Raw genomic sequence first — 26002 nt, forward strand, 5'->3', positions numbered from 1 at the left:
CCTGACGGATAGCTCAAGGCTTCGGGAAAAGACTCTGCCGCATTTGACAGAGCGTCACTATCGGGAAATCAGTCGAACACCTGGTCAATGCTCGATACACGGACAACGTATGCACAATGCATGCTCAACGCATGTTCAATATACGCAGACCGCAGAAATTATTGGGCATACAGCCAATATATTCAACAAATTCCCAACAAAAAACGTAGTTACCATCTGGATTCATCTCACATGCAAGCCCCTCCCTGCTGTTCAGACATGTATCTCCTCCATCAGAAGTCCCAGCGACGACTCGTCCAGCGTTTCAAGAAGTGTGGCGTAAGACCGCAACATGGCCTCGGCTCTCGCTTGCGGCACCAGTCCGGAGTCATATACGGCGATCAGATGCAAGTCTTCTCCCGGCGTGACTTCCAGGTTGAATGGGTAATGCCACTGGTCGCAAATGGCGAAGTCGCTGACCCGCAGCGCGGCGTTACCGCGTCCGACATCGCCCAAGGGGTAGTTCTGGATACGCAGCGCCGTGCCGAACAAGGCGTCGCCGTCGGACAAACCGGCGCATTGTGCAATTTCCGACAAAGTCAGCGTCGCGTGCGTGGTTGTGGTGACACGCCTGCGCTGCAACTGCAGGCTGGCCTCGACAAAACCGGCGTCGGGATCGATCTTGCAGCGCAAGGGTGGCGTGTTGATCAGATTGCCGACCATGGTGTCGATACCGTCGACCTCGGCGGGACGCAAGACCGAAGTGACGCCGAAGCAAACCTCGTCCGCCCTGCTGTGGCGTGCCAGCACCAGCGCCCATGCCAACATGAAAATGCTTGGCGCCGACAAGCGATGCCGGCGCGCAAAGGTGCCTAGTCGCGCACTGGTTCCGGCTCGCGGTTGCCATGTCATCTCCGCAAAGCTGCCTCTGCAGGCAGTCCCTTGTTCCGCCGGCCAGCGCGACGGCGTCATCCCCGCCAGTTCGGCGCGCCAGAAGTCGCGTGCCGCTGTCGCATCCTGACGCCCCAGCCAATCCAGGAAGACTCGGAAATCCGGCGCCGGCGCTGTCGTCAATTGCTTGCCGTAAGCGGCCATGACTTCGCCAAACAGTACCGGCATCGACCAGCCATCGATCAGAATATGGTGATAGGTCCAGACGAAATGCTGGCCGGTCGTCGTTTGCAGCAAGGAAAAACGCATCAGCGGCGGCTTGGCCAGGTCGAAGCCGCGCTGCCGGTCCTGCAGGCAATAGGCGTCAATGGCCGCGCCGAGATCCTCGTCCGGCAAACCGGTCCAGTCCTCCCGTTGCCAGGTAATCGGCACCGCTTCGCCGAAATGCTGGCGCGCCTTGCCGTTCTCTCCGATGGTGAAATGGGCGCGTAGCGACATGTGCCTTAGCAACACGGTTTGCCAGGCGGCGATGAAGCCGCCGGTGTCCAGCTCCACCGGCAAGCGCGCCGTGAATTGCACCACATAGGCGGAAGAATCCGGATACGCCATGGCGTGCGCCAGCATGGCGGCTTGCTGGGGCGCCAATGCGCAAGCTGCTACGGTAACGTCTGCCGCGGATGCTGCAGCCTCGGAAGGAACATCGCGCGTCAGCGCCTGCAACCAGTCGCGCATGGCGGCGCATAGCCGATCCGCAAAGGCCTGCGGCAACACACGCGGATCGAAAGTGAGGTCCAGTTGCAAGCGTCCGCCGGCAATCAAGGCATTCACTTCCAGTACATACGGACGCGGTGTCGATGGTGCAAAACCGGCACCATCGGCTTCCGGTGCCGGCCGCACAGGCAAGCTGTCGGGCCAGGCCGTATCCCATTGGCCAAGGTAGTTGAAGGCGATTTCGGGCACCGGCAATGCCGCCAGCGCCTCGCGCACTGCCGCATCGGGCGAGAGGAAACGCAGCACCCCGAAACTGAAGCCATGCCGAGGCATCGCCTTGAGCACTTCTCGAATCTTGTCGATGCGATGCTCACCGAGCGGCATGGTCCACGGTGCCAGCACGGTGAACCATCCGGGGATGCCGCCGACATGGATGCCTTCCAGCAGTATGTCGCGGCCGTGAGATTCGAGTGCTATGCCAATACCAGCGCCGCTTCCGGCGGAGCCGTCGATCAGTTCATCCAGCGCCACGCTCAAGGCGGTCAGCAAAATTTCTTGCACTTGGGCGCCATGGCTGCGCGGAAGCTCCCGTACCAGCACGCTGGTGACGCGCTCGTCCAATGCAAAGCTGGTGGTCTGCGCGACGCCGACCGTCGCGGCGATATCGGTACGCAACAACGGCAAGCGCGCCAGATTGCGCGGCTGTTCCAGCCAGTAGCGCAATTCGCCTGACGCTTGTGGGGATACCGCATGGCGTTCCACTGCCGCAGCCCACAGGGCGAAGGAAGCGCGCGTGCCGTTATCGGAGGCATACGGCAAGTCGATGGAAGAAGAGATCTGTGCTTGCGCGTAGGCGTCGAACAGATCTTCCAGCAAAACGCGCCACGACACGGCATCAATGACAAGGTGATGCGCCACGACATGCAAGCGTGCCATGGCCTCGCCAGCCGGCGCCACATACAGCACCAGACGCAGCAAGGGCCCCTGTTCGATATTCAGGCGGGTCTGGTTGTCCGCTGCACCTTGTTCCAGCAATGTGCGCCAGCCGGCCATCTCGGCTGGCGGCGGCACGACTTCCAGGTGCGTCGCGGCGTGCTCGACGAGATGCTGATGCCAGACGCCGTCGACCTGTTTGAAACGCAGCCGCAGCGCGTCATGGCGCGCGCAAACGGCCTCCAGCGCGCGGTGCAATGCCTGTGCATCCAGTCCGGCCGGCACTTCCAGCAGGAAGCTCTGATTGTAGTGATGCCGATCGGGCGCATCCTGATGCAGGAACCAATGCTGGATCGGCGTTAGCGGCACCGGGCCGCTGGTTTGCGCTGAATTTTGTGCTGAAATTTGCGCCGATACTTGTCCTGATAGCGGCGGACGTTCCACCTTCCATCCGGCGGCGTCCACCTGTGCCGCCAGCGCCGCCAGCGTCGACGAATCGGGATCCATGATCTGGTTGAGCGTCAGTGCGACACCCTGCCTGTTGGCTTTGGATACTACCTGGATCGCGAGAATCGAATCGCCGCCGAGTTCAAAGAAGTTGTGCCCCGGCAGCACTTGCGCGACATTGAGCACTTGCGCCCAGATACCCGCCAGTTGCCGTTCGGTCTCGTTGGCATAGTCGCAGGTGGCGTCTTCCGACGGCTGCACCGTCGCCTCCGGCATCGCTTCCAGCGCCTTGCGGTCTATCTTGCCGTTGACGGTCAGCGGCATGGATGCCAGCGGGATGAAACAGGCGGGAAGCATGTGCGACGGCAGTTGTTCACCGAGGAAATCTCGCAAGACCTCGTTCGTTATCGGCGCGCGCGTCTCCAGATAGGCCGTCAGACGGCGGTTGCTGCCCTCATCCTCGCCCTTGCCGTAATGACGCACCAGCACCGCAGCGTGGCGCACCGCGGCATGTTGCATCAACGCCGCCTCGATTTCGCTTAACTCGATACGGAAACCGCGCAGCTTGATCTGGTGGTCATTGCGCCCGACAAACTGCACCCTGCCATCGGCGAGACGATAGCCGCGGTCGCCGGTTTTGTAGAGGCGCGATCCAGGCGCTCCGTAAGGATCCGGCAAAAAACTCGCCGCGGTCAGGCGCGGCTGGTTCAGATAACCGCGCGCCAGCCCTGCCCCGCCGATATAGAGTTCGCCGATGACACCTGGCGGAAGCAGTTGCATGTCGGCGTCCAGCACGTGCAGCTGCATGTTCGGCAGCGGTCGGCCGATCGACAATTGCCCGGTGTTGTCGCCGTTGTCCGACCATGCCTCGACGCTGACCGCAACCGACGCTTCGGACGGCCCGTAGCCGTTGTAGAAACGCCGTTCGGGCCCCCAGCGCAGGACCAGTTCGGGTGCACAGCTTTCACCTGCGACCACCAGTGTCTGCAAATCCGGCAGGCGGCTTTCATCCAGCGTCGCCAACGCAGTCGGCGGCAAGGTCACCGCACTGATACGCTGATGCCGTATGAACTGTTCCAGTTCGTCACCGACGCGGGCGGTGGCGGCGTCGGGCACGATCAAGGCGGCGCCTGCGCCGAAGGCCATCGTCATTTCCCAGATCGAGGCGTCGAACGACAAAGAAGCAAACTGCAACACGCGCGCTTCCGGCAACAAGCCGAAGGCGCCGCGCTGGGCATACGCCAGCGAGCGCAAGCCGCCGTGAGTATTGCCGACGCCCTTGGGCGTACCGGTCGAGCCCGAGGTGTAAATCACGTAAGCCAGTGTCTGTGCCTCAGGCGGCGGGAAGTCGCGGTCATCCGGCATATCGCTCAGGACCTTCAGGATGGGCTCAACATCCGATGCCACAAACAAAATGTCCGGATCCAGCGTGATCGCCTCGGCCTGCAATTCTGCGGCGCACGTGCTATCCGCGATCAACAAGCACGCGCCGCTGTCTTCCAGCATGAAGCGCCGGCGAGCTGCCGGATACGCAGGATCGAGTGGGACAAAGGCGCCGCCGCAGCGCAGGATGCCGATGACGGCAATCACGTAACGCGAGGATCGCGGCAAGCACAGTGCGACCTTCTTTTCGCTGCTCACGCCGAGCGCCCGCAAACGCCGCGCCAGTCGCAGCGATTCGATACTCAACGCCTCATAGCTCAGAGTCCGCTCCTGATCGCTCAATGCCACGGCGTTCGGAAAATGTGCTGCCCAGGCATCAATCTGCTGCGGCAAATACGCCGGCGCGATTGCCTCGACCGGACCTCTGCCTGCCGCCAATGCCGCCTGCGCATCGAGATCGTCCAGCGCCAGCAACTGCGACGCCGGCCGGTCCGGATGCGCCGCCATGTTGTCGAGCAAACGCCCCAGTTGCGTCAGCAAACGGTCGGCCGCCGGAGCGGGAATGCTGGCGTCGCGATGCAAGGCCAGGTTAAGCGTTTCGCCGGCGCTACAGACCAGGGTCAGCGGGTAGTTGGTGCGCTCTCTCACCGCAACGCCCGCCAGGCGCACTCCGCCGCCGGACAGCGACTGGGCCTTAGGATAGTTCTGTACCAGCAACAAGGTCTGGAACAACTCCTGATTGCCGGGCAAGGACGCCGCCTGGCGAATTTCGGTCAGCGAGGCGCCTGCATGCTGCTCGCGCTCCAGATGTTGCTCCTGCAATTGCGCCAGCCAGTCATTGAGCGGTGTTGCAGACGGAATCGTCACCCGCGCCGGCACTGTAGCGATGAGCATGCCGATCATGTCTTCAACGCCGTCGAGTTCCGCTGACCGGCCTGAGACTGTGACGCCAAAAACCACGTCGCGGCTTGCGCTGCAACGCGCCAGCAACAATCCCCAGGCCGCCTGCAGCACCGTGCCGAGCGTGGTGCGCGTGCGTTGTGCCAGTGTTTGTACAGCCTGTGTGCGCGCGGGCGATAGCGCTATCGCATGCACCCCGGACATTGCGTCTTGCACCGATACAGCATCGCCCGCCTGCCTGGCGAACGCCAGAGACGTCGGCTCTTCGATTCCCTGCAATGCGCGTTGCCAGAACAAGATGTCTTCGCTACGCTCCTGCCGCGCATGCCAGCGCACATAATCGGAGAAACGCGGCGCTGCTTTCAGGCGCAACTGCGCTTCGCCCAAGGCCCGGCGATACAGTGCAAAGATATCGGCGAGCAATAGCGACACCGACCAGCCGTCCAGCAACAGATGATGCGAACTCCAGACCAGCTCATGGCGCTGCTCCTCAACCTGCAACAACTGCAATCGCAACAGCGGCGCTTGCTCAAGGTCAAAGCCGCGTGCCAGGTCGGCGCGCATCAACTCATCCAGCGCCGCCACGCGCGCAGTTTCATCCAGGCCGCGCCAGTCGGTGAAGCTCCACGGTAACTCAACGGCGGCGTGCACGCGCTGGCGCATGGCTGGCAGGTCGCGCCAGTGAAAACTGGTGCGCAGCATGCTGTGACGTTGCAGCGCCTGCGTCCACGCGCGCCGCAAAGCCTCGGCGTCAAGCGCACCATCCAGCGTCAGGCAAAGCTGATTGCAGTAGATGTCTGGATCACGCAGGCTGTGGAACACCATGCCTTGCTGCAAGGCTGTCAGCGGCAACTCTTCCTCAATCCTGTCCTGCGACTGGGAGGCCTGGCCCTGTGCAGCAGCGGCGATCTCGCACAGCGCCGCCGTTACTTCGCGCAGCCATGCATCGATGCGCTCACGCTGCGCCTCGCCTGCCGGAAAACTGACCGCGCCGCTGAGGCAGCCGGAACGGATGCCGGCGTTGATTTCGATGACGTGACTACGCGCGAATGCATCGCTCTGCGCGGGTCCGCTGGCTTCATCGACGGCGCTAAAACCCTCGCTGCCGGGTACACTCACAGCGCCGATGTCGAGCCTGCCGAGATAGTTCAGCAGGATCTCGGCACCGGGCAAGCCCTGCAACGCAGCGCGCTGTCCCGCATCGACGGACAAATACCGCAAGATTCCCAGCGCCAGCCCCTGGCACGGCGATTCGCGCACGCGCTCGCACACTTGCATCACCAGTTGGGCCGGAGCCAGGGTCGAATCCGGCTCCGCGTCCGGCCATTGCAGCAGCACCGGCTGCACTGCCGTAAACCAGCCGATGGTACCCGACAGGTCGACGTCGTCAAACAGGTCGACGCGGCCGTTGCGTTCAAGATCGATCTGTAACGCCCCCTTGAGGCCGATGCGGGCGGCGCCGATAAACAACGCCGCCATGAGCAGTTCGTCAACACGGGCCTGGAATACCCCGGGCGCCACTTGCAGCAGGACTGTCGTGGTTGCACTGTCGAGCGACAACGGCAAACTTTCTGCGGCGCCCGCCGTCCCGGCCGGCAATTGTGCCGGCAATACGGTGAGCCCCCGGACTGTGAAGCGCTTCAGAAAATAATCATGCGCTGACTGCGCCGCCAGCGTGGCGGCCAGTTCGTGCAGCTTGCGCGACCAGACGCGATAGGAGGTGGTCGGTGCCGGCAACGAGATCTCGCCGCGCAATGCCTGTGCATAGGCCAGGCTCAGGTCATCCAGCAACACCGACCAGGAATAGGCATCGATCGCAAGATGATGCACCGCAATCATCAGGCGCGCGGCCGGTTTAGCCAGCACCGCTTGCAGCACCCGTCCGGTACGCAAGTCCATCCCCCGCTGCGCTTGCTCATAGGCGGTGGTACGCGCCGGCAAGTCGGTATCTGCGCCGTCCAGCACGCGCAAGACAGTCCCCGGCACAGAGGCGGCAACCTGCAAGCGTTCACCGTCGACCTGTAAACGCAACATCGGATGACGCGCCACCACCGCCTCCAGCGCGCGTTCCAGCGCAGCGGTGTCGACATCTGGAGGTGTCTGCAGCACGACCGACTGGTTATAGTGGGCGCGGTGTTGTCCCGCCTGCTCGAAGAACCATGCCTGGATCGGCGTCGCTGGTAAAGCATGGCCGTCGTCCGATTCTTGCGGTGTGCTGCCGCATATCGTCTGCCCACGTTCTTCCAGCGCGCGCATCAGATCACGCACCGTCTGGAAGCGGAAAATGTCACGCACCGTCAGGTTCAGCTGCAACTGCCGGGCACGCGACACAAGCTGCAGGCTGCGGATGGAGTCGATGCCCAGTTCGAAGAAATTGTCGCAAGGCCCGACCGTGGGCCGGTCCAGCACTTCGGCAAACAACGCCGCCAATGGCGCCTCAGCTGCAGTCGCGGTGACGACTGCAGGCGCGTCATCTTGAGTCTGCGCTTCACGCGCGATATCCATCTCCAACAATGCCCGCCGGTCGGTCTTGCCCGATGCCGTGCGCGGCAACTGCGGCAAGGTGACGCACAGCGCCGGCACCATGTAGACCGGCAGACGTTCCGCCAGCCACGCACGCAGCATCGCAGGCTCCAGTTCCGCACCGCAGCCGGCGACGGCCAGCAATTGACTTGATCCTACCTTGTCCGCCCGCATCAGCACCACCGCCTCGCGCACCTGCGGATGCAGCATCAGTGCCGCTTCAATTTCCGCCAGTTCGATGCGATAGCCGCGTACCTTGGCCTGCTGGTCTTTGCGGCCGATGAACTCCAGCGTGCCGTCGATGCGGCGGCGTCCCAGGTCGCCACTGCGGTAACTGCGCAAGGCGGCATCCAGCGGATGCGGCCGGAACACTGCGGCAGTCTGCTCCGGCTGGCCGACATAACCTTGCGCGACCCCGGCGCCGCTGATCATGATTTCACCGATGATGCCGGGCGGCACGACCAGGCCGCGGCCATCAACGACTTCCAGTGCGACGTTGGCGATCGCCCGGCCCAGCGGCAAGACTTCGGCGGCCGACGACAACGGCTGTTCGGCAGGATTGAAAAACGAAGACGTAATGGTCGCTTCGGTCGGGCCGTAGCCGCTGCGAAATGCAACCGGATGCGCGCACAGCGCCTGCCATTCGCGCCAGCGCCCGGCAAACACCCGGTCGCTGCCGGTCACCACCAGCCGCAGGCAAGCAGGCGGTGCGCGGCGCGTCTGACCGAGCGCGCGCACCCACTCATGCCAGAACGCCGCCGGCAGGTTCAGCACACTCAGACCGGCCTGCCCGACGTGCTGCTCGAACGCGTCCATGCTGTCGGTGACGCCCTCTGCACGAATCACCACGCAGGCGCCGGCTACCAGCGCCGGGAAGATTTCTTCGGCGGCGACATCGAAATCGGCGGCGGCGAATTGCATGACTCTGTCGTTCTCGCGCAAGCCAAAGTCCTGCACCACCGCATGTGCATGGTTGGCGAGATTGGCGTGCGTGACGGCCACGCCCTTGGGCGTACCCGATGAACCGGAGGTGAAGCAGATATAGGCGAGCGTCCCGGCATCAGCGACATGTTGTGCAGGCGCCGAAGAGGAAGATACGGATGCCGGCGATTCTGGCAAAGCCGACAAATCCGACAACAGCGTCGGCACTGGCCAGTCGGCTGCTTCTCTGGCGGTCGTGACTACCAGGGCAATACCGGCGGCGGCAATCATCTGTGCGCGCCGCGCTGCCGGCTGCTGAGGGCTCAGGACGGCATAACCCGCACCAGCGCGCCAAGCGGCCAGCATTGCTACCACCAGCGCTGCCGATGAAGAAAATCCGAGGCCGACCACGTCGCCGGGCTGCACTCCTGCGTCAATCAGGCCTTGGGCCAACAGCTCCGCCCTGAGCGCCAATTCCCGATACGTCAGGCGAATTCCACTCTCTTCCACGGCAATCCGATCAGCGTGGCGCAGCGCACTGTCGGCGATCATCTGCGGCAGCAATGGCGCCGGGGCATGCACCGGCAACACCGGTGCGGATGGCGGAGCAAGTTGAACGCAGGATAATGGCGTGGACGCATCGATGCTCGCTTGCTGCAGTACGTAGGCGTATTGATTGCAAAATTCGGCAATGCTGGCCTGATCGAACAAATCGGCGTCGTACTCCATCACGCAGAGATACGCGTCGCCGTCGAGATGCACGAAAAAATTGAGATCCAGTTCGGGCGCGCCTGCTGCCGGCTGCACTGCGTCCACCTCCAATCCAGCCAGATCCAGTTGCGTACTGGCATCGCTTTGCTGCATGAACATGGTCTGGAACAGCGGCGCCTTGTTCAGCGCGCGTTCCGGACGCACTGCCTGAACGATGCGCTCGAACGGCGCCTGCTGATGTTCGAATGCCTCCAGGCAGACAGTTCTTATGCGCCGGACCAGCTCGGCAAGGTCGGGATCACCTTGCAAGCTGATCCGCAGCGGCATGGTGTCAACGAAGAATCCCACCAGCCCATGCGTCTCGTTGCGGTCGCGGTTGCCGACCGGACATCCGATCACGACTTCGTCCTGTCCCGACCAGCGCGACAAGACCTGCGCATACACCGCCAGCAGCACCATGAACGGTGTCGCACCGGCGCGCAAACCAAAGGCCTGCACCTTTTGCACGCTGCCGGACGCGAGACGCAACTGATGCATGGCGCCGGCATTTCCTCGCTCGGCAGGACGCGGCCGGTCCAGGGGCAACGCCAGCTCTGTGACGACGCCGGCCAGCTGTTCGCGCCAATAGCGCAGATGGGGCTCCAGTCGCTCTTCACTGAACATCGCGCGCTGCCACACGGCATAGTCGGAATACTGGATCGCCAGCTCGGTCGGCCGGATCGATGATGCGCCGGTTTCCAGTGCGTACAGCATGCCCAGTTCCTGGATCAGCACGCCCATGGACCAGTGATCGGAAACGATGTGATGCATCGCCAGCGTCAGCACATGGCGATGTGGCTCCAGTTGCAACAGGCTGACGCGCAACGGTGGCGCGGCGGTCAGGTCGAAAGGCAGAGCCGCTTCGCGCGCGAGGATTTTCTGCTCGGCCTGCTCAGCCGACGCGTGACTGCTTCCTGCAACCGGTGTTTCGACCGTCAGCGCAAACGGCGTAATCGGGAGGATGTGCAACTCCGGCTCGACGCCTTCATCGCGGATCACGCTGCGCAGCAATTCATGGCGCGCCGTCAGCGCGCCAAGGGCGCGTTCCAGCGCGGACCGGTCGAGCGCCCCCTTCAGCCGCCATCCGGCCATGATGACAAAGGCGCTGCCGCCGCCTTCCAGACGATCCAGAAACCACAAACGGCGCTGATTGAACGACAGCGGCGCTGTCGCCCGCTGCACCGGGCTGCGAACCAGCTCGGGGAAAGACATTGTCAGGGACGACGCGGACAACGCCTGCAAATGCGCAATCAGCTCGGCCTTGCGCGCACCGAGCTCTGCACGCAGAGCCGGCGACAAGGCGCCTGCCGGGCCGCGCACGCGCAGATCATTGCCGGAGCAAGTCAGCGTGACGCCGAGCTCCGCCAATTGCGCCATCAAATGTTCAACACCGCTCAAATCGTAAACTCCTCTATACCGTCGTCTCCGGAACGGCATTGATCAATATGGCTGGCCAGCGCGGCCAGCGTGGCATGCTCGAACACGGCGGTGATGTTCAGATCGACGCCGAAGCTCTCGCGCACGAACGCCAGCAAGCGCATGCCAATCAGCGAATGCCCGCCCAGTTCAAAGAAATTTGCTTCGCGCGTGATGTCCGCAACACCCAGAATACTGCGCCAGGTGGCGGCCAGTTTTGCTTCCGTTTCTGTCATTCCGCTTGCATCCGCCGACGCAGACAGGTCGGCGCTCGCAGGAGACAGAAGCGTCGGCGCGGACAGCTTATCTAGCAGCACATCGGCGCGCGCCATCAAACCAGGCAAGTCGCGTATCGATACCGCAACGCGGGCGTGTGGCGACGCCAGCACCCTATGCAATACATCGAGGCCTTCCTGCGAACGCATCGCTTCATTGCTATCGGGCGCAGCCTGGCCATGACGGCGATAAGCCGTGACGGTCATGCCGGCCTCGCTCCAGTCGTCCCAGTTGAGTACGGTGGTAAACCCGCCTCCGCGCGCATTACGCTCATGCGCGAACAAATCGAGGAATTCGTTGGCGGCGGCATACGCTGCCTGGCCGAACTTGGCCTGCGGCAGCAAGCTGCCCAGCGTCGAGAACAGCACCATGAAATCCAGCGCATCGCCTTCCAGCAAGCGATCCAGCAATACCGTGCCCTGCACTTTCGCGGCCATCACCTGATGCATGGACGCGACGCTGCGGTTCTGGATGATGCCGCCGAGATCGGCCACGCCGGCACAATGGAATACGCCGTGGATAACGCCGAAACGCGCATGCGCCGACGCAATCACCGGCGTCAGCGCCGCGTCGTCGGCAACGTCGCAGGCGCTTGCGAGTACCTCGACTCCCTCACTTTCGAGTTCGGCGACAAGCGCGCGGTCTACATGGCGCCCCAGCAAAACGAGGCGTGCGCGGTAACGCGCGGCGAGATCGCGCGCAATGCTCGCCCCCATGCCGCCGAAGGCGCCGGTGATCAGGTAGCAGCCTTGCCTACGCAGGCGGTCGCTGCCCGCTTCCGGCGCGGCGAGCCTGACCGGCTGCAACTGCGGCACCCAGCGATGGCGTCGGCGCAGCGCGACCTGCGGCTCTGCTTTTGCGTGCAGGAGTTCGCTCAACAGCATGGCTGCAGAGCCCTCAGCCTCGATATCAATGAGACGGCAGGTCAGGCTGCGATATTCCACCGGAAGGATTTTGGCCAGACCCAGCAGTGTGCCGAGCGACGCCGCCAACGGCTCGTCGCCGCTGACATCTGCTGCACCGCATGTGACGATGTCGAGCTGCAGCGTGCGCGCCCGCGAGTCCGCGCCGATGGCCTGCGCCAACAGCATCACGCTTGCAAAGCCACGTTCCAGCGCCGTCTCGAAAGGCTGTACAACACTGGCCCAGAGATGCACAACACGGGTCGGTGTGACGCTGTCCAACATCCGGCGATAGTCGTCTCCGCTGGCGGGGTTGATGGCGTAGTCTTGCGACGAGAGAGCCTCGAATACGGCCACCGCCCTGACTTCAACAATCTGTTGGCCGATTGCGCGCAAGCCGGTCGCCAAAGCGCGGCCGGCAACGGTTTCAGCGCCCAGCAGTAGCCAGACGTCCGGGGCGGTTGCTGTTACCGCTGATGGTGCAATCGCCGACAGTTGCGGCGCGCGTTGCCAGCCCGGCAGGTAGAACCAGTCTGCAATATCGGCGCGACGCCCCTGTGTATTCACGTTCGCCGCGACAGCCGGTTGCGGCGCAGGCCAGTGGCGCGTGCGCTCAAACACATAGCCGGGCAGCGCGACGCGCGACGGCGTGCCTGCATCGTCACTCTCTGGCGGGCTTACCTGGCCTTTGCGCCAGTCGATCAATGCGCCGCGCGTCCATAGCTGCGCCACAATATCCTCCAGCGCAAATGCCTGCCGCGACGCTTGCCGGTGCAGGCCCGACACAATCAGTTGCGCCGCAGACCAGCCACCCGTGCGCGCCAGCTTTTGCAAGGCGCTGCCGGGACCGACTTCAAGCAGCAGCTCGATGCCGTCGCGCTGCAAGGTGTCGAGACCGTCGCCGAAACGCACAGCCTGGCGCAAATGGCGCGCCCAATAAGCAGGATCGACGGCATCCACATCGCTGATCCAGGTGCCGGTGACATTCGAAATGAAGCGGCGTTGCGGCGGCTTCAGGGTGAGGCGGTCGAACTGAGCAACAAAAGCCGGCAGCACCGGATCCATGGCTGCCGAGTGAAAAGCGTGCGAGGTATCGAGACGCGCGGCCGCCACATTGATTTCTTTCAGCCGTGCTTGCAATGCATCAATGGCGTCCATCGCGCCGGACAATACGCACTGTCCGGGGCCGTTGACTGCAGCGAGGCTGATCGCGTCGCCGCAGTCACGCATCAGTGCGCGAGTCTGTATTTCGTCTGCTTGCACCGCCAGCATCGCGCCTCCGGGCAAGGCCTGCATCAGGCGGCCGCGCATGGCGACCAGCGCCAGGGCGTCGTCCAGTTCGAACACGCCGGCCAGACATGCTGCGACATATTCGCCGAGGCTGTGCCCCAGCAAGGCGACGGCTTCGACGCCGCGCGTCTCCAGGCTGCGCGCCAGCGCATACATCGCCGAGAACAACACCGGCTGCGCCAGTGCGGTCTGTCTGAGCGCCGCGACAGCAACGGGATCGTCGGCCGCAACGCCGTACAGCACGGTACGGATGTCGTGCTCCACATACGGCAACAGCGTGACGGCGCAGCGGTCGAACCAGGCCCGATAGCCGGCGTCGCTCTCATATAGCGCCTGCGCCATGCGCGGATATTGGCTGCCCTGTCCCGGGAACAGGAAGGCAAGCCGCGCCGCTCCTTTGACTGTTGCTACCGGCTCGTTGCTGGACTGTTCTGCCGCCAGACGCAGCTCGACGATGGCTTCTTCATTGCCGGATGCAACGATGGCGTGGCGGCAGCCGAAGGTGGCACGACCTTGTTGCAAGGTGAAGGCGACGTCGCGCAAGGCCAATTGTGGCTGGCTCAGCAATACATCGGCGAGCGCCAGCATGCTGCCGCGCAAGCTTGCCGGCGTGCGTGCCGAGAGCGGCAATATCTGAGTCGATACTTGCGGCGATATCCTGCTGGCGGTGTTCTGCAGACGTGCAGGCGCCTGTTCCAGCACCACGTGCACATTGGTGCCGCCGATGCCAAAGGCGCTGACGCCGGCACGGCGCGGATGGTCGCCTTGCTGCGCGGGCCACGCTTGCACGGCACCGACCACGCTGATCGACGCTGCTGTGAAATCCACATGCGGATTGGGCGCCGAAAAATGCAGACTAGGAGGTAGCACGCCGTGCTGCAAGGCTAGAATCGTCTTGATCAGACCGGCGACGCCGGCTGCTGCATCGGCATGGCCGATGTTGCTCTTGACCGACCCCAGCGCCAGCGGCCGTTGCCGCCCGCCGAAGACGCGCGTCAAGGCGGCAACTTCTACCGGATCGCCAAGCTCGGTGCCGGTGCCGTGGGCTTCGATATAGTCGATGTCGCCCGGCTCCAGTCCGGCCTGCTTCAATGCCGAGGCAATCACCGCTGCCTGGCCGTCCACGCCGGGAGCGGCGTAACCGACCTTGCGCCCGCCATCATTGTTGACGGCGCTGCCGCGGATCACCGCTAGCACGTTGTCGCCATCGGCTTGCGCCTGCTCCAACGGCTTGAGCAGCACCATGCCGACGCCGCCGCTGGGAACAGTACCTCGTGCATCGGCGGAAAACGGTTTGCAATGCCCATCGGGCGACAGGATCATGCCCGGCTCGTGGAAATAACCGCCGCCTTGCGGAAAGCGTATTGCCACCCCACCCGCCAACGCCATGCCCGCGCCGCCGCTGCGCAGCGAACGGCAAGCCATGTCGAGCGCCGTCAGCGATGACGAGCATGCGGTCTGTACTGCCAGCGCCGGTCCCTTGAGATCCAAATGGTAAGCAATCCGCGTGGCGCCGAAATCCTTGTCGTTGCCGGACATCGCGTGATAACTATCAGCGCTTTCGGGCATCGGGCCGGCCGCAAACAGCTGTCCCTGCAAATAGGTATTCATACCCACGCCAACGAAGACACCAACGTCGACATCGCCTCGTGATTCCACCGCTGCATAGCCGCCATGTTCCAGCGCGTGCCAGGCGCATTCCAGCGCGACGCGATGCTGCGGATCCAGGGTGACGGCGTCGCGCGGGCCGAGGCCGAAAAAGTCGGCGTCGAAACAATCGGCCTGCCCGATCACGCCGCCGGCGGCAACGAAATTGGCTTGTTGCAGCACCTCGGCAGTGCGTCCTGCCGCCGCCAGCGATGCCGGATCGTGACGACTGATGCCTTCACGGCCTTCGACCAGCAGTTGCCAGAAGGCGTCGACATCCGGCGCACCGGGGAAACGGCATGCCATGCCAATGACGGCAATGTCCGCCTGGGCAGGCAACGGCGCGCGCGCCGTATATCCTGTCTCCCGGATGTCCTCATGACCGGACAGATGTTCCGCGAGGCTCCTGATGGTCGGAAAACGGAACAGATCGCTAATCGACGCCACCGTGCCGAATTCGGCCGTCAGCAGGTCGTACAAGCGAACCAGCAACAGCGAATGGCCGCCGACATCAAAGAAATTGGCATCCGGCGCGATGTCCTTCAGGTTCAGCACCTGTCGCCACAGGCCGGCGACACGCGCCTGACAGTCGTGACCCTTGCGGCTCTCGGTATTACCGGATACGAAGCTCTCTTGCTCAAAGGTCGGCAGCGGCAATGCGCTCACATCGATCTTGCCATTGCCGGTGAGCGGCATGCCATCCAGAATCGAGATGAAATCGGGCACCATGAAGGACGGCAAGCTGCGCCGCAGTTCGCCGCGCAGCGTCGCTGCATTCATACCGGCGCCAACAACATAGGCCACCAGACGGCGCTGTCCAACGTTGTCTGGACGTAGCATCGCCAATGCCTGAGTCACTCCGGCCTGCTGCGACAAGGCAGCTTCGATTTCGGCCGGTGCAATGCGGAAGCCGCGCAGTTTAAACTCGCGGTCGCTGCGGCCGAGAAAATCCAGCGAGCCGTCTTCACGCCAGCGCGCGCGGTCGCCACTGCGATACAGGCGCGCCAGCGGATCGTCGGAATACGGATCCGGCTGAAAACGTTCTTGCGTCAGCGCCGGATTATTGAGGTAGCCGATGCTTACTCCCGGCCCGCCGATGCATAATTCACCGACGACGCCAATTGGAGCCGGCGTGCCCTGCTCGTCCAGCACATAGATGCGCGCATCGCCCAGCGGACTGCCGATCTGCAGAGGCGCGTCAGCTCCCGCATAGCGGCCGGCGGTCACGGTCACCGTAGTTTCGGTCGGACCGTAGGCGATGAACAGATCGCGGCCTTGCTGCCATTGCGACGCCACCGCTGCAGGACACAACTCGCCGCCGACAATCAGCGTGCGCAGGCAGGGCAATGCTGCAACCGGCATCGCTGCCAACAGCGCCGCCGGTATTTGCAGATGCGTGATATTCATCGCGTCCAACGTCTGCAGCAGCGGCGAGCCGGGCAGCAGGCGTTCGCGCGGCGCCAGGCACAGGCAGGCGCCGGCGGCCAAGGCAAACACGATATCGGAAACCGCCACATCGAAACCGAAGGCGGCCAGTTGCAAAATGCGGCTTTCCTGCGTCACAGAAAATTCGGTCATGGCGCTCTGTGCAAGACGGCACAAGGCATGATGCGCCAGCGCCACGCCTTTCGGACGACCAGTGGAGCCGGAGGTGAAAATGATGCACGCGGTTGCGGCGAAGTCCTGGTCGAGCGCGCCGTGAGACTGCTTTGATTCGTCCTCTTCAGGCAAGCTCGACAAATCCTGCAGTGTCGGCAAGCGCACCCATTGCATCTCGTTCCCGCCTGCCGGACGATCGCCGGTCACCAGCGCGACTTCGGCATCGTGCAGCATCTGTGCGATCCGTGCCGGGGGATAGCTCGGATCGACCGGCACGAACACGCAACCGGCTTTTGAAATACCTAGTAGCGCAGCGACCAGGCCGATAGAACGCTCGCCGATCAATGCCACGCGATCCCCAGGATTGAGGCCTGCGCTACGCAGACGCTGCGCAAAGTCGGCCGATAGACGATCCAGTTGCCGGTAACTGATCTCGCCCTCGGGCGTCGCCAGCGCCGGCGCGTCGCCGTTGCGCTGCACACTGGCGCGCAGCAAGTCGTGCAGCCGCAGCGGCATGGTTGCCGGCGGCAATACGGTGTGCGCCCGACCGAACTGCGCCAGCAAAGCGCGCGCCTGTGCCGATTGTGCATCCAGCAGCGAGTGCGACAGCGGCGGCACGTCGGGAAACGCCAGCAAGGCGTCCAGCAACTGCACGAAGCCCGCGCCGATGCGCTCAGCCAGTTCGGGAGCAATGATGTCGGCGGCATATTCCAGCTCGCCCGCGATGCCTTGCGCATCCTGATGCAACGCCATGCTGAGATCCGTGCGCGCCAGCGGCGCCGACAAGGGTTCCGCCACCGCGTCGATGTCATCCAGCTGCAATTGCCACTGGCGCAGATCGGCCAGCACGAACATCGCCTGCAGCAATGGCGGCCGCCGGGGAACGCGTTCGATAGCGGCGGCTTCGACGATCCGGCTGAAAGAAATATCCTGGTGCTGCAGTCCTTCGGCGACGCGTTGCTGGACGCGGCGGCCGAACTCTGCCAGATTGGCGGCGCTGCAATCCAGGCGCATCGGCAGCGTATTGGCAAGAAAGCCGACAATGCCATCCAGCCCGCTGCGGCTGCGACCGGCCACGGGAATGCCGACCACGACTTCCTGCTCGCCGCCGAAACGCGCCAGCGTCAATCCCCACACCCCGAGCAACAGCGCGAAGACGCTCAGTCCGGCTTCATCGGCTGCCTGTTGCAGGCGTTCGCTGCACTCCCTGCCGAGCGTGACCGGCACGCGGCCAAGGCGGAAGTCGCGTTGTTCCGGCATCCGGCTCAAGGCCAGTCCGAGCACGGCAGGCGCACCGGCAAGCTGGTCACGCCAGTAGTTGTACTGCACCTCGAAAGCGCCCTGTTCGTCGCAATGGCGCTGCCATTCGGAAAAATCGATTTGCTGCAAGGCTGCGGGAGCGGTATCCAGCACTTCGCTGTAGGCCTGCCCCAGCTCGTCGACAATCACGCGTCCGGAGCCGCCGTCGAAGGCGGTGTGATGCACCACGATCGCTAGCAGATGTTCGGTAGATCCCAGCCGGATCAGGCCGGCACGTAGCGGCAAGTCTTCCGACAGTGAGAAAAATCTTTCTGAAAATTCCTGCAGCAACGGTGTAATTTGCTGCCGACTGTCGTCCGCAGCTATCCTTTTCAGGGCGAATTCAGGCGAGGCGTGGACCTCTTGCACCTCCTGCCACAGCACGCCGTCGGCAAGGACGAGCCGCGTGCGCAGCGCTTCGTGGCGTTGCATCACACGCCGGAATGCGGTTTCCAGGCGTTCGACGTCCGGCTGGCCGCGCAGCCGGTAGACCACCGCCTGGTTGTAGGCGCCACGTTGTTGTCCGGATTGTTCAATGAGCCACAGACGCTCCTGATTGAACGAAGCACGCGCACGCCGGTGCGGGCCGTCGGCTACCACCTCCGGCAGTTCCGCGCCACGCTGCGCCCGGTGCACTTCCAATGCCATGGCGCGCAAGCTTGGCGCGTCAAAGACGGCCGTCACCGGCAGGCGCACGTCCAGGCTTTTTTCCAGCGCAGCGACCAGCCGTATGGCGCTCAGCGAATGGCCGCCCGACTGGAAGAAATTGGCTTGCGGATGTTGCGGGCGGATACCGATTACCTGCCGCCAGATATCCGCCAGCAAGTTTTCTTCCAGCGTCATCGCGCTTTCCGTCTCTGGCGCTTGTACCGCTACTTCTCCGTCGGGCGCGGGCAAGGCCAGGAAATCGATCTTGCCGTTGGCGTTGAGTGGCAAATCCGGTATGAAGACATAACGGGACGGCTGCAAGGCCGTGGGCAAGATCTCCTGAATGCGTCGCCGTAACGCCGGCTCTACCGATTCTTTTCCTACAACATACGCCATCAATATCAATTCGCCGCTGCCGTCAGTATTGATTTCGCTCGCCACGACGACGGCATCTGCTACACCGGGGCACCTGCGCAGCGCGACGCGAACTTCCTCGGGATCGATGCGCACGCCGCGGATCTTCACCTGACGATCCAGTCGCCCCAGGTAATCGATGCCGCCATCGGGACGCCAGCGTCCGAGGTCGCCCGAACGGAATGCGCGACCGCCGGCGATATCTGCGGGTAACGTGACAAAACGCGGTTCGCCGCCGTTGAGACTGAGGTAGCCGCGCGCCAGGCCGATGCCGCCGATCATGATTTCACCCGCGGCACCCACCGGCAACACATTGCCGGCCTGATCAAGAATCGCCAGCAGATTGCCCGGAATCGGCCGGCCTATCTGCACCTGCGGTCCTTCAGCGGTGTCGACGTCGTAGCAGGTCGAATCTGCCGATGCCTCCGACGATCCGTAGAGATTGAGCAGATGGCAAGCGGGCAACAGGCGCAGGAAGCGGCGCGCCAGGTCGCCCGGAAACGCCTCACTGCTGCAGATGCAATGACGCAGCCCGGCGAGCACGTGGCCGACGTCGGCGACATGATCCAGCAGCGATTTCAGCAATGATGGCACCAGCGTCAGACGCGTAACCCCGAACTGCTGCATCGCCGATGCCAGCGCCCGGGGATCGCGCACCTGGGCTGCCGACAAAATCACGGACGGCACGCCGCCCAGCAGCGGACCGAACAGCTCCCAGACGAAATCGACGAAGGTCGGCGTGGTTTTCTGGCAATAGCGGTCGAGCGGTTCGAACGGATAGCGCTCCAGCATCCAGGCGATACGGTTCACCGCCCCCTGGTGCAGGCCCATTACCGCTTTCGGACGACCAGTTGAGCCGGAGGTGTAGAGAATGTACAAGAGGCTGTCGGGACGATTGACATCCGGCGGTGCGGACGCCTGCGGAAATGCCTGTGAAGGATCGACCAGCGTGGGTTGCTGTGCAGCGGGAACGCCGGCAGCAAGCCAGTCCGGCACGCTTGTCGTCATCAACACCGTCGCACCGCTGGTGTCGAGCATGTAGCGCAGGCGCTCTGCAGGGAAATTCGGATCCATCGGTACGAAGGCGCCGCCCGCGCGCAGAGTCGCCAGGATAGCTACGGCCAAATCCACCGAGCGAGGCAGGCAGATGGCGACCGGCGTTTCGGCAGCCACGCCCAGTTGCGCCAGATGCGCAGCTAGCGCGGCAGAGCGACGGTCAAGTTCGGCATAGGTAGTTTCGCTCCCGCCTTCCGCGTCGATCAGCGCTACCGCATCGGGTGTCCGCACGGCTTGCTCTGCAAACCAGGCGCTCAGTGTACGCGGCGCGGCCGTCTGCAACGATGGCAACGACGGCAAGGGCGGATTGAGGCGCGCCAGCATCTCGCGCGCCACCTCGCTGCGTTGAAGCGGCAGTTGCGACAACGGCAGTTGGGGATCGGCCAGCGCCGCTTCCAGCATGACTTCAATCGATGCCGCCATCGCGGCGGCGAGCTTCGGGTCGATGAAGTTGCGGCGATACTCCAGTCCGCCTTCGATATGTTCTGCGCCGGCTTCCAGCTCCAGCAGCAAGTCTGCCCGGGCGGCGGGAAGCGGCACGGATGCGGCGTGTGCACGTACCTCGCCGAACTGCGCCTGCAGCGGCGGCATCGTCTGGAACACCAGCATGGCCTGGAACAGCGGCGCCAGCCCTGTGCGGCGCTCCGGATTGATGAGCTTGACGACTTCGTCGAACGGCAGTCCCTGATGGCGCAAGTCTTCCAGCATGCGATCGCGCACCTGTTCGGTCAGACTGCCAAAACTTTGGCTGCGCTCCGAGACATTACGCGACACCATGGTCTCGCTCAGAAAGCCGACGATGTCTTGCTCTTGCTGCTGCGGGCGGTTGACGACCGGAACGCCGACGGCGATGTCGTCCATGCTGGAATAACGCGCCAACACGATATGGAACACCGACAGGATCACCACGAAGGGCGTGGTTCCGGCGGCATCGGAAAAGCGTTTGATGGCAGCCGTCAGCGGCGCCGGCAAAACCATCGGGATGCGTTCGCACAAGGTCGCACCGGCTTGTCCGCGCTGTCCTGAAAACGGCAATTCGAGCGCTATCGGCAATTGCGCCAGCCGTTGCTTCCAGTAAGCATGCAGCTGTTCGCGCGCAGCGGCTTGTTGCGGCTCGCGCAACCACGCCGCATAGTCGCCGAACTGCACCGCCTCGGATAGCGTCACCGCTTCATCGGCCGCGCCTAGCTCGCGTGCATACAGCATGACCAGTTCGCGCAGCAGCAGATGTCCCGACCACATGTCGATGATGCTGTGATGGAAGGTCAATAGCAAGGCACTCTCCCCGCCCTCAGCATGGTCGTCGTGCAGGAGTTGAGCCCGCAGCAGCAGGTCGGCAGCGAGGTCGAAAGGCTGTGCAACTGCCTCCCGCAAGAAAGACGGCCATGACGTCGCGGGCATCGCATGCTGCGTCAGGGAGATGCCGTCGACTTGCGTGAAGGTCTGCTCGATGGCGCCGTCATCATGATCGGAAAAGCCGGCGCGTAAGCCTTCGTGACGTTGCAATAGCGCCAGCAGAGCACGTTCCAACGCGGCGATGTTAATTGGGGCATTGAAACGGATATCCATGCCCAGGTTGAATTCTCCGGTCACGCCTTCGATACGTTCGACCGTCCATAGTCGTTGCTGGGCAGGCGTCGCCAGCACGCGCGCAGAGGCCGCGCGGCGAGGGATTGCTGCTTCTTCTGGCGGCAGTTCGAAGCCGTCCGCGGCCAACAGATCAGCCAGCAGCGCGGCATCTAGTGCCGCATCCAATCCAGTCTCCGTCGCCAGCATTTCAGGTATCGTCATACAGTCCTCGCAGCAACGCGTGCCGCTTTTTGTTCGGGTGTCATTTGTTCTATTTCCAGCCAACGGCGAGCGATGGCTTCGGTGATGCCCGGCTTGCTTTCGCCGCGCCGCACATGGGCGCAGAATCCTGCCACGGTGGGGTTTTGGAGCAGATCGGGCATCCCCGCATTGAGACGGAAACGTTCCCGCGTGGCCGCTGCGATTTGCGCTGCGCGCAGTGAATTGCCGCCCAGTGCGAAAAAGTCGTCGTGCACGCCGCATGTGGACAGCTCAAGGATCTGCTTCCACAGCTGCGCCATGTAGCGCTCGAATTCGCTGCCCGGCCGCCCCGCATGCAGGAATCCGCCGGCCATCCGGGTCAGCTGTTCACGATCGATGTCGCCCGATTCGTGGCGCGGTATCGCGTCCACCGCCAGCACTGCGACCGGCATGCTGCGGCCGAAGTGGTCGTGCAACATCACGGGGCCTTGCGAAGCGCCATCGGTTTCGACAATCACCGCTTCATCCACCGCAATGGCCGCATCTTGCAATCCTGCGTGGCGCGGATGCTGCAGGTCGAGGCCGATCGCGAGTATCGGCAGGGAAGCCGACAGCGCAATGTCGAAGCTGGCGACGGCATATTCCGGTTCCAGCGAAAAGTACCCTGCCGCTTCCACTGTCGATACCGGCGCACCGTTCTTGCTGATGCCGGTATGGCGCCACGATGAAAATCCCAGGTAACGGCAGCGCGTATTTCCGGACGCGGTCAGTTGTTCTGCCATCGCCGCCTGCCAGGCGTTCGCGGCGGCATAGGCGGCGTCCTGCCGGCCCGCGACCATGCCTGCTACGGAGCCGACCAGAACCAGCCAGGCATCGGGATGCGCTTCGGCCAATTCCTGCAAGACAAGGCTGCCAGCGACTTTCGCATGCATCATCTGCGTCAGCGTTGCCGCCGTTTCACGGCCCAATTCGGTCTGACGGCCCTCGCCTGCCAGATGCAAAATGCCGTCCAGTCCACACGACCAACGCACGCGTGCCTGCTCCACGGCGGCACGCAAAGCCGCGGCGTCGGCTACATCGGCGCTGACGTACAACACGCGGCCGCTGCGTTCCAGCGCCTGCAGCGCTGTCGCTCGCGCGGTGTCGAGCTGAGCAAGCTGAGTACGGCCGACAATCAACAATTTTGATTCGTGACGACTGAGCAGATGTCGCGCCAGCAACAGCCCGACGCCCCCGAGTCCGCCACTGATCAGATACAAGCCTCCGCAGCCCAGTGCCGGGCGAGCCGCCTTGGGCAGCTCGACGTTGCGCCAGCGGCGCAGGTGGCGAGCGCCGTTGATGTAGGCCAGTTCGGTTTCGCGCGTGGTGTTGCGCAGGTCGTCGAGAATCATGCCGGCATCGCTGCTGAGGTCTTTGCCTGAAAACTGGATATGCACGCAATGCACACCCTCGATTTCCGCTGCCGCCGTCCGCAAAAAAGCGGCGGCTGCAGCGTGCTCGGCGGCATCAGCAGCATCAGCGCCGCCGCATACGATCAGTCTTCCAGACCGGTTGCCTCGCGCGGTCGCCGCCAGCGCCTGGCATAACGACAGCAGCCGGGGCAAGCGCGCCCAGCCAGGTAATACAAGAATGACTTCGGGCAATCCCTGCTGCGCCATCTCGTTGAAAAAACGGTTCAGGGAAGACAACGGATCGGTTTCTTCATCCAGCACGAACGGCTGCCAGTCGATATCGCCAGCGTCTTGCGCGAGCGCTGCCCGGATCGCGGTATCGCCGGCGGAGGCGTCTCCCAGTAAGGCGATGCGTTGCCCGTGGATAGACTCGCCTGCCGGGACAGCTATCGGGCAAGCTTTCCAGAACGGTTCGGAGAACCAGCGGGGAATGGTGCCGGCAGCCTCCAGCAAACAGGCGGCGTGCTTGATTTCAGTATCGAAAACACCGGCTTCCAGCTGACGCTTGAGTTCTATCCGCTGGACCTTGCCGGAATTGGTGCGCGGCAGGCGATCGGCCAGCACATGGATGAAATACGACGGCATCAGCGACAGCTGCTTCCCCAGGTGCATGCGCATGTCTTGCATGACGCCCCTGAGAACGTCATCGCGCACAGCCGTAATATCGGAAATGCCGGAAACATGGAAAAACAAGGCTAACTGATCCGTTCGTGCAGCCGGCGTGCGCACACCGACAGCCACGATGCTGATGCGCTCCACGCCCTCTGTCTGCGCCACGACTTCCTCAATTTCGCTGCTGTAGAAATTGGCGCCGTTGATAATGATCATTTCCTTGATGCGCCCGACCACGAAGAGCTCGTCATTGCGGATGATGCCCATGTCGCCGGAGCGGAACCAGTTGCCGTGCATGGCTTCGGCCGTCAGGTCGTCGCGGCCGAAATATCCCATGAACAAGGAGTCGCCGGACAGCTCGACGGCACCTATGATGCCCTCCGGGACCACCTCTCCATGCTGGTCGACGATGCGATGTGCGGCGCCGCAGATCGGCAGGCCGAGGGAAACCACCTCGCCGTTGCCCGGCGCCCACTGCGACATGGAAAATCCGCTGACGGTTTCCGTCATGCCGAATGACGGCCATATCGCGCCGGCAGGTAATTTGTTCTCTGCGAAGCGCGCAGAAAAAGCCGTCAGCACACTATCGGAAACGGCCTCACCGCCGTTGAGGATCATGCGCAGGTTCGACAGATCCCAGTCGCGCGTCGCGCCGGGCGCAGATGCCGCTTGCTGCAACAGCTCGAACGCAAAGTTGGGCGTCCAGACCATGCAGACCCGATGCCGGTGCGCCAGATCCAGCCAGCGTATGGGTGCTTCCAGTATGGTGGTGGTGTCGACCTGTATCTGGTTCATGCCGAGCACCAGCGGCAAGATCGACAAGAAGCCCAGGCCGCCGACATGGTCGAGCGGCATCCAGTTCATGGTCGTCGCGCCGTGCGTCAACGCGGCGCCGCGTTCGGCTGCGCCGCCGATCATCGCCAGCACATTGGCCTGGCTCAGCATGACGCCCTTGGGAAGGCCGGTGCTGCCAGAGGTCATGAACACCATGGACAAGACCTGCAGATCGCTTGCCGGCGAAGGGATTGCGCCTTCGGCGCAGTAAAGTTCAGCCGTATCCAGCAAGGTCATTTCACTCAGCGCATCCGCGCCCAGCGGCGCCAGTGCTTGCAAACTGGCCGGATCGGCGGCAATGACCGGTCGCCCCAGCACTTCCCAGGAGTCGCGCAGACGTTTGAGCGATGCGCCGCCCGCTGCCGCAGCCGCAAGCTTGAACGGCGCCGGCACCATGGCGCCGAGTATGCAGGCCCAGAACAGCGGCAGCAGGCTCTTGCTGTCGGTTGCATCGACGAGAACCACATCGCCGCTGCGAACGCCGTGTGAGCGCAAACCGCCCAATATCCGGCGCGCCTGATCGAACAATTCGGCATAGCTGACCCGGATTTCACTCATGTCGGCGGCGACATGGACGATGCCGAGTTCGGGATGCTGCGCCGCGCGCTCCAATGCTTCGGCCAAGTCACCCGGCATCTGCGGCTGCGCAGGAATCGATCTGAGTCGGGAAACTGCCGGCTTGTCGGCAGCACCGTTCGCCGGTGTCCGGGAGACCGGAGTTTCCCGCATTGTGGACGTCAGCAAGGGATAGTCCGGCAAGATATCCGCCAGATGGATGCGCGGCCGCAACGGCACAATCGGCCGATAGACAGCAGTCGGCGGCAAAGCCCCCTCGACCCAGGCCGGCAATGCGGCCAGGACGTTGTCATCCACGCAGCCGTCGGGCCGCAGCGGCAAAGCGTGCACCCGCACGAGCGCTACTGGCCCCGGATACCCCGAGTCCGCAATGGCGACCTCCAAAGCCTTACGCTGACCGTCGACGACATAGGCGACTAGGCCAACGCCGGCCTCCCCCTTCGTCGCTGCAGCGACGAGACGGACGGCCGAGACCGTCGGCACTGCCAGCAGCCCTGTTCTGAGCGCGGCAATGATAGTGTTCTCCAGCATCCCGCTCCCCCTGAGCATTCCCGACTTAACATCGGCAAGCTTGTTTATTCCGGCAAACAATCCGACTAACAAGCAAAGCCCTATCCTGCAAGGTGATTTGATGTCGCCTTTATTTTTACGACTTAACGAACCATCGTCACGCGCTCATCATGAGGCGTGCCGACATCGTTGAATGGGCAGGTCTATCCCCGCAAAAATTAGGATATTTTCTGCTCGCAATAGTGCCACTGAATCACTACAAGA

Annotated in this window: 3 protein-coding genes; all 3 read right to left on the reverse strand. The window is 63.3% G+C overall.

The annotated features are described in order from the left end of the window. Positions 1-252: 252 nt before the first annotated feature. From DXT88_RS12120 to DXT88_RS12130, 3 genes are read right to left on the reverse strand one after another with little or no spacing between them, the layout of a single operon-like run. Entirely contained in the window at positions 253-10836 is a 10584-nt protein-coding gene (locus DXT88_RS12120; protein ID WP_265213701.1) for a non-ribosomal peptide synthetase, read from the reverse strand. Next, on the reverse strand, positions 10833-21776 hold the full coding sequence (locus DXT88_RS12125; protein WP_265213703.1) for a non-ribosomal peptide synthetase/type I polyketide synthase: 10944 nt from the start codon (positions 21774-21776) through the stop codon (positions 10833-10835). The genes DXT88_RS12120 and DXT88_RS12125 overlap by 4 nt, the downstream gene beginning before the upstream one ends. Then, positions 21773-25759, reverse strand: coding sequence for an SDR family NAD(P)-dependent oxidoreductase (locus tag DXT88_RS12130; RefSeq protein WP_265213705.1), 3987 nt, complete (start codon positions 25757-25759; stop codon positions 21773-21775). The genes DXT88_RS12125 and DXT88_RS12130 overlap by 4 nt, the downstream gene beginning before the upstream one ends. Positions 25760-26002 lie beyond the last annotated feature (243 nt).

Source organism: Herbaspirillum lusitanum (assembly GCF_026127345.1).
Lineage (GTDB): Bacteria > Pseudomonadota > Gammaproteobacteria > Burkholderiales > Burkholderiaceae_D > Herbaspirillum > Herbaspirillum lusitanum.